Here is a 14,467-nt window from a genome sequence, read left to right on the forward strand (position 1 = left end):
CTCGACCCGTCAAGGTTACCGTCCCGCCCCAAGACCACTTTTCCTCTTCGCCGTCCCCGCGGGAGCCCTCCCGAGGGCTCCCGATGCGGTCCAGGTCACACGGTCCGCACAGTGGCGTCTGATCGTCCCATCTTCTTAAAGTGGGGCAATGCGCACCGAGGACGTCCTGGCCGCGATCAAAACCGGCCTGTGGCGCTGGGACAACGCATCCGGGATCGTCTCGCTCGACGCGGAGGCCGCCCGGCTGCTGGGGCTGCCCGCGGAGCCGGTGGAGCTGACCGAGGGGGCGGTGCGCTCCCGTTTTCATCCCGTCGACTGGAACGAGATCGACGGCATCGTGAGCCTGGCCGTCGCCGAGGACACCCTCGCCGAGGCCCGGCTGCGGATCATGGACGAGAGCGGCCGGGTCCTCCGTACCGTCCGCAGCCGCTCCAAGCCGATGGTCGACGGCACGGACTACCGGCTGGTGGGCACGCTCCAGGAGGTCGCCGAGCCCCAGCCCGGCACGGCGGCGCGGACCCCGGTGACCGGCGAATGGCGCCGCTCCCGGGAGGCGTTCCTGCTGGACGCGGGGCGCGCGCTGGCCGAGGCCCGGTCGACGGCCGAGGTGCTGCGGGTCGCGGCGTCGCTGTCGATGCCGGGCTTCTCGCCGGACGGGCTCGCGGTGTTCGGCGTGGCGGGCGACCGGCTGACGATCATCGGGCACCACGGGCACAGCGCGGGCGACGAGGGCCCCTTCGCGGAGATGGCCCTCGACACGGACTACCCGGCCGCCGAGGTGGTGCGCACGGGCCGCGCGATCTACCTGCCGACGCCGGACGACTACCGCGACCGCTACCCGGCGACCTGGCCGCTGGCGCAGCGCTTCGGCCGCGAGTCGTGGGCGTTCCTGCCGCTGATCGTCGCGGGCCGCACCATGGGCGCGTGGATGGCGGCGTTCAAGTACCGGGTGGGCTTCACTCCGGACGAGCGGTCCGTCCTGACGACCGTGGCCCGCATGCTGGCGCAGGCCCTGACGCGCGCCGGGGTCGCCGAGTCGGAGCGGGAGCTGTCGCTGGGCCTCCAGCGGGCGATGATGCCGGTGCTGGGCCCCGCGATCCCCGGCATGGAGGTGGCGGCCCGGTACGTGCCGACGGGTGGCGGCCTCCAGGTCGGCGGCGACTGGTACGACATGATCCAGCTGCCCGGCGGCCGGATCGCGTTCGTCATCGGTGACGTGCAGGGCCACGACGTGCGGGCCGCGGGCCTGATGGGCCAGCTGCGGATCGCCCTGCGCGCGTACGCCTCCGAGGGCCACCGGCCGGACGCGGTGCTGTCGCGGGCGTCGCGGTTCCTGTACGGGATGACGGAGGACGACCACGGGGCGGCGCGGTTCGCGACCTGCCTGTACCTGGAGGTCGACCCGGCGACCGGCACGCTCGACATCGCGCGGGCGGGCCACCCGGACCCGGCGATCCGCATGGCGGACGGCACGGTCCTGCTGAGACCCACGGACGGCGGGCTCCCGCTGGGCATCGTGCCGGACACCGACTATCCGACGACGCGGCTGACGCTGGAGCCCGGCGAGACCCTGATGATCTGCACGGACGGGCTGCTGGAGACCGGTGGGCACGACCTGGACACCGGCTGGATCCGGGTCCGCAAGCTGCTGGAGGCGTACGAGCCGGGGGCGGAGACGCTGGACGCGCTCGCCGACTCCCTGGTGCAGGCGGTGCACGGGCCGGGCTCCCACCACACGACGGGCCCGCTCGCCGACCGCCGCGAGGACGACATCGCGGTGCTGCTGCTGTCCCGTACGGCCGAGCCCGCCCGGCTGGTGGCGCCGCCGCGGCGTACGGCGATGAGCGTGGCCCAGGCGGAGCCCGAGCGGATCGCGGCGGCGCGGCAGCGGCTGCGGGAGCTGCTGCACGACTGGGCGGACGAGGACCAGGTCGACGCGGCGGTCCTGATGGTGTCGGAGATGGTCACGAACGTGCTGGTGCACACCGACGGGGACGCCCTGCTGGTGGCCGAGGCGAGCGGCGACCACGGGACGCGGCGGCTGCGCGTCGAGGTGGCGGACGCCAGCGACGAGCTGCCGCACCGGCGCAGGCCCGGCGAGATGGCGTCCTCGGGGCGCGGCCTGGTCCTGATGGAGTTGCTGGCGCACGCCTGGGGCGTGGACCCGCGCGGCGAGGGCAAGACGATCTGGTTCGAGCTCTACGAGGACGGCGCGGAGGTCCCGGCGGCCGGCGGCCCCGCGCCGGGCGGCCCTTCGGGGGACGCCGTGGCGTAGTGCCGCCGCAGTTCGCCGAGGACGCCGAACGCGGCGGCGGTGAGCGGGACGGCGAGCAGCATCCCGAGGATCCCGGCGACCGACGCGCCCGCGGTGATGGCCAGCATCACGACGGCCGGGTGCATCTGGACGGTACGGCTCTGGATGACCGGCTGCAGCACGTGCCCCTCCAGCACCTGCACGGCCAGGACGACGGCGACCACCCACACCGCGATGGCCACGCCCCGGTCGGCGAGCGCGACGAGGATGGCGACGGCCCCGGAGACGAAGGCGCCCAGGTACGGGATGTAGGCGCCGACGAAGACGAGGGCGCCCAGCCCCACCGCCCCCGGCACGCGCAGCACCAGCAGCCCGACGGTGATCAGGACGGCGTCGATCAGCGCGATGAAGGTCGTCCCGCGCATGAACCCCTCGACGGCCTCGAACGCCCGCCGCGCCATCGCCTCGACCATGTCGCCCGTCGACTCGGACCCCAGCGAACGCATGGCCCGTACCGCCCGCCCCGAGTCCCGCAGGAAGAAGAAGACGAGGAACAGCGCCAGCACGGCCATCGCGATCATCTGCCCGACGACGCTGATCCCGCTGATCACCCCGGTCGCCGCGGTCCCGCCGAACTTCTCCAGGTACTGGCGGCCGTTGGCGGCGAGGTCGTCGAGGGAGGTGCCGGCGGCGCCGAAGTACGCGGACAGGTCCTGGGCGGCGCGCCGCAGCGAGGCGGCGATCTGTTCGCCGGTGTCGACGAGGGCGGCGACGACGACGTAGGTGGCGCCGCCGACGACGGCGACGACGGCGGCGCAGGTCAGCCCGGCGGCGAGCGACCGCTGGACGTGCAGCGCGACGAGCCGCCGGTACAGCGGCCCCAGCAGCGCCGTACCGAGCAGCGCGAGCAGTACGGGCGTGACGGCCGTCTGGAACAGCCGGCACAGCCAGACGCCCACCCCCACGACGGCGGCGACGAGCAGCACGACGACGCACCAGGCGGCAAGCCGCCGCACGGGCGGAGGCAGCAGCGACATGACCACGCCCCCACCCCACCACGGCCGTGGACGGCCCGCCTTCCGGGCGCCACCACGGGGTGACACCCCGTCAGCCGTGCTCCCGGTCCCGCACCCGCACCCGACGCGCCGATGACGCCCGACACCTGGCCCCATCGCGCCACCGGCGCCAAGATGCTGGAACGAATGTGGCGGACGGGGGGCAACGGATGCGACGGACGACAGCTCGGCCCACGACGAATGGGGAGCGGACACCGCCGTCACCCGAAAGCGTGACCGAGCAGATCTGCCGCGCCCTGTACGCGCGCCCCACCCACGCCGGCCCCTGCCCCACCCCCGGACACCACGGCTGCGCCCCCTGGGGCGAACCGGCCGCCACCTGGGTGATCTCCCACCTCCGGCACGGCCGGGCACACCCGGTCCCGTCCTACGGCGTGGACCTGGGGCTCGTCGTCGCCCACAGCCGACGGGCACACCGCATCCGCCTCGCGCGCCGCGCCGCGCTGGTCCTGGCGTTCGGGGCGCTCGCCGTAGGGGCGGCGGGTCCCATGGCGGCCTGGGCGGCCGCCCTGTTCCTGGCGTGGTGCCTCGGGCCGTCGGGCTCCGCCTGGGCCGCGACACCCCTGGTGGGCCTGTGGGCCTACGCCCTGGTGGCGACGCAGCGCGACGACCACCTGCTCCCGCTGTGGAGGGGGATCGTGATCCTGCCCGGCGTCGTCATCGCCGTCGTGGTGGTCGTGTACGCGGCGGACGCGCTGGTGGCCCGCGCCGCGCGGTCGTCGGTCCGGCCGTCGGGGCACGCCCCGGAGGGCGGCGCGGAGTTGCCGTACGACAGGGAGGGCCGCTTCATCGGGGCCGGCCGCGATGTGCGGCGCGCGGTCGAGGTCCGGGTGCCGCTGCGGACCGCGGACCCGGGGCGGCCGGCGCGCCCGCTCGACGAGGCGGAGCTGCTGGACCGTATCGGCACGGGCCTCACGGCGCTCACCGCCCAGGCGGGTCCACGGGACCCGGCGTACACGGCGACCGCCCCCCTGCCGGACCTGTCGGTGTCCCGGGTCGTCGCCCTGCCGGTCGACCTGTGGCTGGAGCGCAACGGGCGGGGACGCCGCCGCGAGCGGGCCCGGGGACGGGCGGTGCCGGGCCTGGGCCTGGGCCTGGGCGGTCCGGGACGTACGTACCTGCGGGCCGAGTCCGCGAGTTGGGCGGGCCACGTCGTCGTGAGCCTCTTCGTGCACGCCGCCCTTCAGGCCGGGGAGCTGCGGCTGACCCTGCGCCCGCAGGTGACGACCCCGCTGCGGGCGCTGCCGCCGGAGTGGGCGCGGCCCGGGCCGATGGCCGTCACGGGCCTGCGGGGCGCGCGTGTGCTGGGGCAGGAGCTGTGGCGGCGCGTACGGAAGAGGGACCCGGAGTCCCAGGCCGTACCGCCACCGGAGGGCCCCGTGAGCCTGCGTGACAGCTTCTCGCGGCCCGGCCTGGAGGACCTCCACCAGAAGGCGGACGCCGAACGGCACCTCGCTCTTCTGCAGGCGTCCGTGCTCGGCACCGTCGAGGCCGTCATGGCCGAACACGGCTTCCGTACCGAGGCGTTCACGGACACGACCCGTGCCGTGATCAACAACATCCGGGTGGCCGGGGACAACCACGCACCGATTCAGATCATCGCCGGGCAGGTCGTCGAGGAGGCGTCCCAGAGCGTCGCGGACCTCCTGCCCCACCAGGACGAAGGAGCGACCATGCCGGAGCGCACCGAGCCGACCTCCGCACCGCCGACGCCCGCGCCACGGCCGGCGGTGCTCCGGGCCGACGGCACCGAGCCGCCCTCCGCGCCGCGACCGGCGGTGCCCCAAGCCGGCATCAGCATCGGCCGCGACAACAACGGCCCGGTGCAGCAGGCCACCGGCCGCAGCCTCTCGCACCTCGCCCAGACCGGTACGGCGACCGGCACGGGCGGGCGCGCGTCGGCGGTCGAGGACGTCGTCGCCCTGCTGGCGGCGTTCCGTGCCGAGGTCGAGCGGAGCGCCGCGGAGCTGCCGGACCCGGAGGCGGCGCGGGACTGCGCCGCGGTGGTCGAGGCCTCGCTGGCGGACCCGGGCGCCGAGGCCTCGGCCCCGGCGCTCCGGACGGCCGTCCGTTCGATCCCCGCGCTGGTCGCCGGCACGGCCGTCCAGCAGACGGGGGAGGCGCTGGTCTCGGCGCTCTCGGTCCTACTGCCCTGAGCCGGGCACGCCGCCGCCCTCGCTCATCCCGTGGACGGCGGGGATGCGGCCCAGCCGGCCGGCCTGGAAGTCCTCGAAGGCCTGCTTCAGCTCGTCGTACGTGTTCATCACGAACGGCCCGTAGTGCGCCATCGGCTCCCGGATGGGCTGCCCGCCCAGGAGGACGATCTCCAGGTCGGGCGTGTGCCCGTCCTGCTTCTCGTCGGCCCGTACGGTGAGGGACCCGCCGTCGCCGAAGACGGCGGTCTGGCCCATGTGGACCGGCCGCCGCTCGACGCCGACGGCACCGCGCCCGGCGAGCACGTACGCGAGCCCGTTGAAGTCGGACCGCCAGGGCAGGGTCACCTCGGACCCGGGGCGCAGCGTGGCGTGGACCATCGTGATCGGGGTGTGGGTGATGCCGGGGCCCTCGTGCCCGTCCAGTTCACCGGCGATGACGCGGAGCAGGGCGCCGCCGTCGGACGAGGTGAGCAGCTTGACGGAGCCGCCGCGGATGTCCTGGTAGCGGGGGTCCTTCATCTTGTCCTTGGCGGGGAGGTTCACCCACAGCTGGAGGCCGTGGAACAGCCCGCCGGACATGACCAGCGACTCCGGCGGGGCCTCGATGTGCAGGAGGCCGGCGCCGGCGGTCATCCACTGGGTGTCGCCGTTGGTGATGGTGCCGCCGCCGCCGTTCGAGTCCTGGTGCACGAAGGTGCCGTCGATGAGGTACGTGACGGTCTCGAAGCCGCGGTGGGGGTGCCAGGGGGTGCCCTTGGGCTCACCGGGCGCGTACTCCACCTCGCCCATCTGGTCCATCATGATGAACGGGTCGAGGTAGTGGTAGTTGATCCCCGCGAAGGCCCGGCGCACCGGGAACCCCTCGCCCTCCAGCCCACTGGGCGCGGTGGTCACGGCCAGCACCTTGCGCGCGGGCACGTCGAGGGGCGCGGAGACGCGCGGCAGGGTGAGCGGGTTCTCGACGGTTACGGCAGGCATGCGGACCTCCACGGGAACGGGACGACGCCTTCCGGCGCACCCTCAGAATAGTTGAATCCTGAACTTCCTGCCAGGGGGAACACGGGGAGGCCGGTCCGCATTCCCCTGCGCCGGTGTCCACTGCGGGCTCGCGCCCGATTCCCGCTGCGAGTCGGCGCCACCGGGCCACTCGGCCTTGTCCCGTGCGACCGGCAACGGCCGCCGATCCTGCGCGCGCGACCCCGGAAGCTCCCCGCCCAAGGCCCTTGCCGGGAAGGTCGGCGTCTCTATGCCGGCGGAACGCATCCCCGCAGTGAAGGCCCGAGTCGGCAAGCGCGGCTTCTCGGCGTACGTGAGCGCGGCCGTGGAGGCGGAGGTCGGCCCTCCCGGGCCGGAGGTGGAGGAGTGGGCCGAGGAGGTCTTCCGCAGGGCGGAGGCGAAGGCGGCGGCACAGCGGGCCGCACGGCTCGGGCACCGGCCGTGAAGAGGCCGTGCCGCGACAGAACCGAAGCCGTCAGCGTCCGACAGGCCCGTACGGGTGGTGCGGCAGCCCTACCCGTACATCCGCCGCATCGCGAAGTCGACCATCTCCTCGACCGCCTTCGCGTCGAACACGATCCGGTGCTCGCCCTCCATGTCGAGGACGAAGCCGTACCCGGTCGGCAGCAGGTCCAGCACCTCGGCGCCGGTGATCACGAAGTACTTGGACTCCTTGCCGGCGTACCGGCGCAGCTGCTTCAGCGACGTGAACATCGGGATCACCGGCTGCTGCGTGTTGTGCAGCGCCAGGAAGCCGGGGTTGTCGCCCCGCGGGCAGTACACCTTCGACGTCGCGAAGATCTGCTGGAAGTCCTCCGCGGACAGCGCGCCCGTCGTGAACGCGCGCACGGCATCCGCCAGCGACGGCGGCGACGGCTCCGGGTACAGCGGCGGCTGCTGCCCGTACCCCTGAGGGGGCGGCGGCGGGGCGTACTGCTGCTGGGCGCCCGGGTTCTGGTCGTAGCCGTACATGGGCCACAGCGTACCGAGACCCCGCCCCCCGCACGGACTGTCAGTGGCCGGATCTAGGGTCCCGCGCATGGACGAGCAGATCTGGACGGGCGTACGCGAGCGGGTGCTGGCGCTCGGCCTGCACCTGGAGGACCCGCTGTCGCCGGAGGAGTTGGCCGACCTGGAGGCCACGATCGGGGTACGGCTCCCGGAGGAGTACCGCGGCTTCCTCCTCCACGTCGGCGCCGGCGGCGCGGGCCCCTCGTACGGGGTGTTCCCGGTACGGAAGGGGGAGGACGGCACCTGGGAGTGGGACGGCGACGGCGGCGACATGACCCTGCCGGACCGGCTGGCGGAGCCGTTCGACGCGGTGGGCCCCGACCCCGAGGTGCTGGCCGACCTGGAGGCGGGTCACCCCGAGGAGGAGGACTTCGACGACATCGAGGAGTACGACGCCGCGTACGAGGCATGGGAGGAGCGCCTGATGTCCGTCCTCTGGACGGACGAGCGGACCGTCGGCGCGATCTGCCTGTGCCACCTGGGCTGCGCCCAGCGCCAGTGGCTCGTGGTCTCCGGCCCCGAACGCGGTCGCATGTGGGACGACGCCCGCTGCGACCACGTCGACCTGGAGCCCTTGAACACCGGCTTCGCCGAGTGGTACCTCAGCTGGCTGCGGGACGCCCGTCCCGCACCGCGCTGATGAACGCCGCCCAGGCGGGCGCGGCGACGACGACGGCGGGCCCGTCGGGCACCTTGGAGTCCCGGACGGGGACGATGCCGGGGAGATTGGCGGCGACTTCGACGCAGTCGCCGCCTGACCCGTTGCTGTAGCTGCTCTTACGCCAGCGGGCGGCGCCGGGGAAGCCTTCGGCCACTTCGACGCAGTCGCCGCCGGAGGTGTTGCTGTGGCTGCTCTTTCGCCAGCGGGCGGCGCCGGGGAAGCCTTCGGCCACTTCGACGCAGTTGCCGCCGTCCCCGTTGCTGTAGCTGCTCCTTCGCCAGATGGCAGCCTTCAACTCAACGCGGTTCGTTGGCATTTCGGTAGTCCTCAGCCGCTCGCTCGATCATGGCGAGGGACGCCTCCGGCGGCAGCGCGGCGGCCCTGAGCCGATCGTAAGCCTTGCGGTAGAGCTTCACGAGAGCCGGATCGTCCAGGATCTGGCCGTGATAAGGGCCTTCCGTATAGACCAGCGGCGGCTCGTCGTCGAAATCCAGGAACATGAGACTCAGCTCCATGAACGCCTGCGTAGCCGGGTTCCACGGCAAGATTTGTGGAACGATCCGGCGACGCCGTGTCAAGGCGGCGATGTGGTCGAGCTGTTCGGCCATCTCCGTCGGCGGCAGAAGCGGGTGATGGATCAGGGACTCGTGGAGGATTACCCAGTACTCGGGCCTCTTCGGATTGGCGAAGAGGTTTGCCCGCGCCAACCTGTCACGGACCTTCGCCTCAGCCTCCTCCTGGAGGTCCAGCGAGTGCGTGGAGTTGATGATCGCGTGCGCGTACGCCTTGGTCTGCAGCAGACCCGGGAGCAGGGCGTCGGCCCACTCCTGGATCACACACGCCCGCGTCTCCGCCTCCACGATCGGCGTGAAGTACGAAGCATGGGCACCCTGCTTCGCCTTCCGCACATCCTCGCAGCGCCGTTCGAAGAACCCGTCCGTGCCCAGCACCCGGTCCACGTGCCGGGCGAGGTCGAGCGGCATCCGGCGATGCCCTCGCTCGATCTCGCTCAGGTACGTCGCCCCGTAGAAGCTGCCCTCCACCGTCCTCTCCATCGAGAGGCCCTCCTTCTCGCGCTGGAAGCGCAACTCGCTCCCGTAGAAACACGGAACGCTCGCCGACCCGTCGATGTCCTTCCGCCGCCCTGCCGCCACCTTGATCACCCTCCACACCTGCCGCCGTGGTCCCGGAACCCCTTTCACCGTAGAGACCGTGACGCCAGTGTGTGACGAGTTCGTCACAGCATGCGCAGAAAGGCGTACCCCATGGACACGGCCCAAGACCTCGACAGCGAAGCCCGCCGCTGCGTCAACGAGTTGCGCGTCATCCTCGGGTCGCATGGGATCACGCTCCCGTCCCTCGGGCGGGACTACGGGACCCCGCCGCTCATCAGGCTCGGGAACTGTAATCTGGCGACCGCCCGGGCGCTGATCGGGCTCCTGCGGAAGGTGTGAGCGTCAGGCGGCGATCAGCCGCGTGAACGTCCTGCCGCCGTCCTTCGACTCGTAGACCCCGTCCTCCGTCGCCACCAGGACGCGGTCGGCGGAGACGGCGGTCAGGGCCTGGGGCCCGCCGCCGTGGACCGTGCCGGTCCGCTGCCAGGTGCGGCCGGCGTCGCCGCTGCGGTGGAGCGTGCCGGAGGGGTCCAGGCCGTAGAGGGCGTCCGGTGCCGCCCAGGAGAGGAACGCCATGACGGGCGGCGTGCCGGGGGCGAAGGTGCGGCCGCCGTCGGTCGACCTGGACACGCCCTGTCCCGTCGTCGCCAGGATGGTGTCCGGGTCCTCGGGGCTCACCGCGATGTCGAGGGCCCGCAGTTCGGCGCGGTCCTCCCAGTGGACGCGGTCCTTGCTGACGCGGAGCCGGCCGCGGGTGCTGTCGTAGCCGTAGAGGGTGCCGTGGGCGAAGTCGAGGGCGTGGAAGTCGGCCTCGCCGGCGAGCGACCTGACCTTCCAGGTCCGCCCGGCGTCGGTGGACTCGATGAGGCCGCGGTTGGCGGGCTCGTCCTCGTTGCCGTGGCCGGGGTGGCCGCTGGCGACGAAGGTATGGGGGCCGACGGCGGTGAAGCCCATGTAGTCGTCGTCGCTGTCGCCGACGCGCCGGGCCGAGCCGTCGCCGGCCGGCGTCACGATGCCCTCGTGCGTGGCGACGTAGACGCGCCCGTCGGCGGGGTCGACGCCCAGTCCGTGGACGTGGCGCAGGTCGGCCGGGGACGGGGCGGAGTGGGGGGTGCCGTTCGGGCCGCAGGCGGTCAGGGCGGCCGCGAGGCCGAGTCCGGCCAGCGCGGCCGCGCTGGTTCTCAGGGCGTTCCTGCTGCTCAGGGTCACGGCGTCGCCTTCCGGAAGGGTGGATTCCGTTCGAGCGTAGCCGCCCGCGCGCGGCGCCCGGTGGGCCGGGCTACGGTGACGGAATGGAGCAGGCTCGGGACCGGGTGGCTCTCGGCTCGTTCGCCGTCACCTGTCTTCTCGCGGGCGGGAACGCGGTCGGCATCCGGTTCAGCAACCGGGAGCTCGACCCCCTGTGGGGCGCGTCGGTGCGGTTCGGCGTGGCCGCGCTGGTCCTGGTGGCGATCATGGCGGGGATGCGGCTGGCCTGGCCGCGGGGCCGGGCGCTCGCGGGGGCGGTGCTCTTCGGGGTGCTCAACTTCGGCGTGACGTTCGCGCTGGCCTACTACGCGCTGCTGCACATCCACGCCGGGCTCGGCCAGACCCTCCTCGCGCTGGTGCCGCTCGTGGCGCTGCTGCTGGCGGTGGCGCAGCACCAGGAGCGGTTCCGGCCGGTCGCGCTGGCCGGGACGCTGTGCGCGGTGGCGGGCGTGGCGGTCATCTCGCGGGCGCCGCTCCAGGCGTCGGTGCCGTGGTGGACGCTGCTGGCGGCGGGGGGTGCGGTGCTGTCGTTCGCGGAGTCCGCGGTGCTGGTGCGCCGGCTGCCGAAGGTGCACCCGGTGACGATGAACGCGGTGGGGATGACGGCCGGGGCGGTGGTCCTGTTCGTCGCCTCGTGGGTGGTGGGGGACCGCTGGGAGCTGCCGGAGCGGGCCGTGACCTGGTGGGCGCTGGCGTACCTGGTCGTCGCGGGGTCGGTGCTGACCTTCATCTTCTATCTGCTGGTCATCCAGCACTGGGGCGCGTCGCGGGCGGCGTACGTGTTCGTGGTGATCCCGGTGGTGGCCATCGCGGTGTCGGCGTGGCTCGACGACGAGCCGCTGACGGTCTCGCTCCTGCTGGGCGCGCCGCTGATCCTGCTCGGCGTGTACCTGGGCGCGCTGCGTCCGGGCGGCGAGGAACCCGAAGGTTAGGGGCGGACGCCGTCGAGGACGACCGCGACCAGGCGGCGCACGGCCGCCCCGGACGGGAGGCCGCCGGCCGCCTCCAGGGCGTGCAGACAGTACGCGGCGAGTTCGGCGGCCGGCACGTCGGACCGTACGTCCCCCTCCGCGGCCGCCTCCGCGAGCAGGCCGCCGACCAGGTCGGCGAGGTGCCGGTGGGCGCGGTCGACGTGCTCGCCGCGGTGGAGGAGGGCACCGACGTCGCCGTGGCCGCCGCGGCGGCGCTGGATCGCGGCGTACGACTCCAGTACGGCCTCCAGTCGCTCGGCCGCGCTGCCCGGCCCGTCCCGCAGGCCGCCCAGGCGGGCGAGGTGGGTGCTGACCTGCCGCTCGTGCCAGGCGCGCAGGACGGCCTCGACGTCCGGGAAGTACTTGTAGAGCGTCGCCCGCCCGATCCCGGTCTCCGCGGCGATCCGCGACATCGTCACCGCGCGCGGGCCGTGCCGCTCCGCCAGCGCCGCCGTGGCGTCGAGCACCGCGTCCCGCACGGCGCGGCGGTGCTCCTCGATCGTCTCGTTCCACAGCTTCGGCACCCGCCCAGTCTAGGAGCCGGGCCATCGCGGGCTATCGATACACTGCGGCTTCGGTGTAGACAGGGTGTATTGAAAAACGAGGAGCTTCCGATGGCCGACCTGCCTCCCTCCCGTCCTCCCGCCCCGCGCTGGGTGAAGGTCTCCGGTGTCGTCGCGATCGCGGTCGTCGTCGTGTTCCTGGTGCTGCACCTGACGGGCGGCGGCTTCGGGCCGGGCATGCACGCGCCGGGCGGACACTGATGGCGATGGGCCCGCGCCTGCGGAAGGCCGCACTGACCGCGCACGTCGCCGCGTCGGTCGGCTGGCTGGGCGCGGTGGCGGCCTTCCTGGCGCTCGCGGTGGCCGGGCTCGTCGGCGACGACCCCGGGCGGACGCGCGGGCTGTACCCGGCGATGGACGTGCTGACCTGGTGGGCGATCGTCCCGCTGGCCCTCGCCGCGCTGGTGACGGGCGTCGTCCAGGCCCTGGGCACGCCGTGGGGTCTGCTGCGGCACTACTGGGTGCTGGCCAAGCTGGTCCTGACCGTCCTGGCCACCGGCTTCCTGCTGCTCCACACCGCTCCCGTGGGCCATCTCGCCGACGCGGCCGCGCGCGGCGCCGACCTGGACGGCGCCGGCCTCGGCGGCCTGCGCGTCCAGCTCGTCGCGGACGCGGCGGCGGCCGTGCTGGTGCTGCTGGTGACGACGGCCCTCTCGGTGTTCCGGCCGCGCGGCGTCACCCCGTACGGCTGGCGCAAGCAGCAGGACCGCGACCGGAGCCCCGGGCAGGAGGCGGTCCCGGCGGGGCGGTGACGGCGGTGGCGGAGCCGTTCCGCGAGGAGAGGGACGTTCGCCCCCTTCCCCCGCGGCGACCTGGTGTGTTCATCTCACTAATGGGGGCTGCTCGGCGACGACACCGGGCGGACCCGCCCGGCGGAAGTGCGCGGGAAGCGGGGCGGACGTACGAGGGGGAGGCGCCGTATGGCGGGGAAGCGAGCGCAGCGGTGATCGCGGCGGTGGGTCATGCCGACCTGACCCCGGACACGCTCGGACTGGTCGAGAGGGAACTGCGGCAGCGGCTGGAGCAGCTCACCGACGGGACGACCGGGCTCGTACGCGTCGGGCCGGGGCTGCCGGTGGCGTTCGGCCGCGCGGTGCGGGAGACCGGCCGGAAGCTGGTGGTCATGCTGCCCGCGCAGGGTTCCGTACCGGCCCCGCTCCCGAGCCGCGACCGGGCCGCGGCCGGTGAACTGCTGCTCCTCGCCGAGCACATGCGCCTCCTGCCGTACGACCCGGAGGGGCGCGACGCCTGCGTGGTCGCCGACGAGCGCCTGATCACCACGAGCCGCCGGCTCCTCGCGGTCTGGGACGGCTCCCCTTCCGACGGGCGGGACGCGACCGCCCACCTGGTGGCCTATGCCCGCGGCCGCGGCATTCCCGTGGACGTCGTCTGGCCGCCCGGAGCTGCCCGGCACGCGGAGCGGCGGCGTACGGCGAACGGCCCCGCCTGACCCCGTCACCGCGTCGCCCCCAACTCCCCCAGCAGATCCGGAAAGAGGGGATCCGGCGGGGGGTCCGTGGCTACGATGGTCGCGGAGGGGGTCTTGTGATCGAGAAGATCGTCGGCGGCATCATCCTCGGGTTGCTCACGTACATCGGCAAGACGCTCTGGCAGAACAGACGGCACCTGACACTCCTGCGGGTGCTCCTCGCGCCCGGGCGCCGTACACGCGTCTCGGTCGCCGTGCTGCTGCGGGTCCAGGACGAGGACTTCCACGTGCTCTTCGACTCGCCCACACGCCCCGGCGGGTTCGGCCCGCCCGGTGGGGTGGTGAAGTACCACGACTCCGCCCAGCGCACCCTGGAGCGGCTGGGCTTCACGCCGGACGGGCGCACCAGGGACGTGATGAAGCGCGACCTGCGGGGCTTCCTGACCGCCGCGCGGGTCCTGGGCTTCGCCCGCTGGCTGTACGGCGGGGTGGACCGCGAACCCGCGACCGACGCCCTGCGCCGCGAACTGGCCGAGGAGCTGGCCGAGACCGGCCACGGGGAACTCGCCCCGCTGAGCCGCGCGGTGAACTTCCGGCTCGTGCGCCGCGTCATCGACGGCCCGCTGAAGGTCCCCGGCGAGGACTACCGGCAGATCCGCTTCTTCGAGGTCCACGACCTCGTGCTCGACACCCCCGAGGCCACCGAACTGCGGACCGTCCTGCTGACCCTGGCGGCGGACCAGGACGAGGCCCACATCATCGGCGCGACCCGCCAGGAGATCGCCCGGGGCCGCGCCGGGGTGCACGTGATCCTGCCGCAGTCCGCCTTCCTGGTGGGCGACCGCCGCCTGCGCGAGGACATCCAGCCCGTGCAGTGACCACGCTGTGGCCCTGGCGCGTCCACGCCAACTCCCCCCCCTGAATGACGGAAGTTGCTCCGAAGGTGTGGCGGCCGTCACACGGCTCTGCTGGAATGGTGCTTCCGGC

16 protein-coding genes are annotated in these 14,467 nt (G+C 73.6%); 9 read left to right on the forward strand and 7 right to left on the reverse strand.

All coding sequences use genetic code 11. The features are described 5' to 3' along the window. Positions 1 to 148 precede the first annotated feature (148 nt). Positions 149 to 2,275, forward strand: coding sequence for a SpoIIE family protein phosphatase (locus ABEB09_RS17105; RefSeq protein WP_345690793.1), 2,127 nt, complete (start codon positions 149 to 151; stop codon positions 2,273 to 2,275). Here ABEB09_RS17105 and ABEB09_RS17110 read toward each other — a convergent pair. After that, on the reverse strand, positions 2,200 to 3,291 hold the full coding sequence (locus tag ABEB09_RS17110; protein WP_345690794.1) for an AI-2E family transporter: 1,092 nt from the start codon (positions 3,289 to 3,291) through the stop codon (positions 2,200 to 2,202). The two genes, ABEB09_RS17105 and ABEB09_RS17110, sit on opposite strands and share 76 nt — an antisense overlap. A gap of 251 nt (positions 3,292 to 3,542) precedes the next feature. On the opposite strand from ABEB09_RS17110, the gene ABEB09_RS17115 reads away from it, so the two are divergent. Next, positions 3,543 to 5,486 (forward strand): hypothetical protein, encoded by a 1,944-nt coding sequence (locus ABEB09_RS17115; protein ID WP_345690795.1) that lies wholly within the window; start codon positions 3,543 to 3,545, stop codon positions 5,484 to 5,486. Here the strand turns inward: ABEB09_RS17115 and ABEB09_RS17120 are convergent. Continuing rightward, complete coding sequence (locus ABEB09_RS17120; RefSeq protein WP_345690796.1) at positions 5,475 to 6,464, reverse strand: pirin family protein; 990 nt, start codon at positions 6,462 to 6,464, stop codon at positions 5,475 to 5,477. The two genes, ABEB09_RS17115 and ABEB09_RS17120, sit on opposite strands and share 12 nt — an antisense overlap. Before the next feature lie 268 nt (positions 6,465 to 6,732). Here ABEB09_RS17120 and ABEB09_RS17125 point away from each other — a divergent pair, with 268 nt between their 5' ends. Then, entirely contained in the window at positions 6,733 to 6,927 is a 195-nt protein-coding gene (locus tag ABEB09_RS17125; protein WP_345690797.1) for a hypothetical protein, read from the forward strand. Positions 6,928 to 6,995: 68 nt separating this feature from the next. On the opposite strand, the gene ABEB09_RS17130 is transcribed toward ABEB09_RS17125, so the two are convergent. Continuing rightward, a complete protein-coding gene (locus ABEB09_RS17130; RefSeq protein WP_345690798.1) occupies positions 6,996 to 7,454 on the reverse strand; it encodes an SseB family protein in 459 nt (152 codons plus the stop codon). Positions 7,455 to 7,521: 67 nt separating this feature from the next. Between ABEB09_RS17130 and ABEB09_RS17135 the strand changes: the two genes are divergently transcribed. Beyond that, positions 7,522 to 8,133, forward strand: a complete 612-nt coding sequence (locus ABEB09_RS17135) for an SMI1/KNR4 family protein (protein WP_345690799.1) — start codon at positions 7,522 to 7,524, stop codon at positions 8,131 to 8,133. Here ABEB09_RS17135 and ABEB09_RS17140 read toward each other — a convergent pair. The 3 genes from ABEB09_RS17140 to ABEB09_RS17150 form a co-directional block, all read right to left on the reverse strand. Beyond that, positions 8,096 to 8,470 carry a DUF397 domain-containing protein gene (locus ABEB09_RS17140; RefSeq protein WP_345690800.1) on the reverse strand — a complete coding sequence of 125 codons (375 nt, stop codon included), beginning with the start codon at positions 8,468 to 8,470 and terminating at the stop codon, positions 8,096 to 8,098. The genes ABEB09_RS17135 and ABEB09_RS17140 overlap by 38 nt on opposite strands. After that, positions 8,451 to 9,317, reverse strand: a complete 867-nt coding sequence (locus ABEB09_RS17145) for a helix-turn-helix domain-containing protein (RefSeq protein WP_345690801.1) — start codon at positions 9,315 to 9,317, stop codon at positions 8,451 to 8,453. The genes ABEB09_RS17140 and ABEB09_RS17145 overlap by 20 nt, the downstream gene beginning before the upstream one ends. A gap of 294 nt (positions 9,318 to 9,611) precedes the next feature. Further along, positions 9,612 to 10,478 carry a F510_1955 family glycosylhydrolase gene (locus ABEB09_RS17150; protein ID WP_345690802.1) on the reverse strand — a complete coding sequence of 289 codons (867 nt, stop codon included), beginning with the start codon at positions 10,476 to 10,478 and terminating at the stop codon, positions 9,612 to 9,614. 83 nt (positions 10,479 to 10,561) lie between these two features. Between ABEB09_RS17150 and ABEB09_RS17155 the strand changes: the two genes are divergently transcribed. Further along, positions 10,562 to 11,449, forward strand: a complete 888-nt coding sequence (locus ABEB09_RS17155) for a DMT family transporter (RefSeq protein WP_345690803.1) — start codon at positions 10,562 to 10,564, stop codon at positions 11,447 to 11,449. Here the strand turns inward: ABEB09_RS17155 and ABEB09_RS17160 are convergent. Beyond that, entirely contained in the window at positions 11,446 to 12,012 is a 567-nt protein-coding gene (locus ABEB09_RS17160) for a TetR/AcrR family transcriptional regulator (RefSeq protein ID WP_345690804.1), read from the reverse strand. The two genes, ABEB09_RS17155 and ABEB09_RS17160, sit on opposite strands and share 4 nt — an antisense overlap. Positions 12,013 to 12,102: 90 nt before the next feature. Here ABEB09_RS17160 and ABEB09_RS17165 point away from each other — a divergent pair, with 90 nt between their 5' ends. From ABEB09_RS17165 to ABEB09_RS17180, 4 genes are all read left to right on the forward strand, one after another. Then, on the forward strand, positions 12,103 to 12,252 hold the full coding sequence (locus tag ABEB09_RS17165; RefSeq protein ID WP_345690805.1) for a hypothetical protein: 150 nt from the start codon (positions 12,103 to 12,105) through the stop codon (positions 12,250 to 12,252). A 5-nt stretch (positions 12,253 to 12,257) separates the two neighbouring features. Next, the gene (locus ABEB09_RS17170; RefSeq protein ID WP_345690806.1) at positions 12,258 to 12,803 is read left to right on the forward strand and encodes a hypothetical protein; all 546 of its coding nucleotides are present in this window, start codon (positions 12,258 to 12,260) and stop codon (positions 12,801 to 12,803) included. Positions 12,804 to 12,994: 191 nt separating this feature from the next. After that, on the forward strand, positions 12,995 to 13,501 hold the full coding sequence (locus ABEB09_RS17175) for a hypothetical protein (RefSeq protein WP_345690807.1): 507 nt from the start codon (positions 12,995 to 12,997) through the stop codon (positions 13,499 to 13,501). Between the two features lie 95 nt (positions 13,502 to 13,596). Continuing rightward, the gene (locus ABEB09_RS17180) at positions 13,597 to 14,358 is read left to right on the forward strand and encodes an SMODS-associated NUDIX domain-containing protein (RefSeq protein WP_345690808.1); all 762 of its coding nucleotides are present in this window, start codon (positions 13,597 to 13,599) and stop codon (positions 14,356 to 14,358) included. Positions 14,359 to 14,467: the final 109 nt, after the last annotated feature.

The organism is Streptomyces coeruleoprunus (genome assembly GCF_039542925.1).
Classification (GTDB): Bacteria; Actinomycetota; Actinomycetes; order Streptomycetales; family Streptomycetaceae; genus Streptomyces; species Streptomyces coeruleoprunus.

Coding starts and splice junctions, on each gene's coding strand:
- ABEB09_RS17105 (WP_345690793.1), top strand. CDS start 149: ATGCGCACCGAGGACGTCCTGGCCGCGATCAAAACCGGCCTGTGGCGC.
- ABEB09_RS17110 (WP_345690794.1), bottom strand. CDS start 3,291: ATGTCGCTGCTGCCTCCGCCCGTGCGGCGGCTTGCCGCCTGGTGCGTC.
- ABEB09_RS17120 (WP_345690796.1), bottom strand. CDS start 6,464: ATGCCTGCCGTAACCGTCGAGAACCCGCTCACCCTGCCGCGCGTCTCC.
- ABEB09_RS17125 (WP_345690797.1), top strand. CDS start 6,733: ATGCCGGCGGAACGCATCCCCGCAGTGAAGGCCCGAGTCGGCAAGCGC.
- ABEB09_RS17130 (WP_345690798.1), bottom strand. CDS start 7,454: ATGTACGGCTACGACCAGAACCCGGGCGCCCAGCAGCAGTACGCCCCG.
- ABEB09_RS17135 (WP_345690799.1), top strand. CDS start 7,522: ATGGACGAGCAGATCTGGACGGGCGTACGCGAGCGGGTGCTGGCGCTC.
- ABEB09_RS17140 (WP_345690800.1), bottom strand. CDS start 8,470: ATGCCAACGAACCGCGTTGAGTTGAAGGCTGCCATCTGGCGAAGGAGC.
- ABEB09_RS17155 (WP_345690803.1), top strand. CDS start 10,562: ATGGAGCAGGCTCGGGACCGGGTGGCTCTCGGCTCGTTCGCCGTCACC.
- ABEB09_RS17165 (WP_345690805.1), top strand. CDS start 12,103: ATGGCCGACCTGCCTCCCTCCCGTCCTCCCGCCCCGCGCTGGGTGAAG.
- ABEB09_RS17170 (WP_345690806.1), top strand. CDS start 12,258: ATGGGCCCGCGCCTGCGGAAGGCCGCACTGACCGCGCACGTCGCCGCG.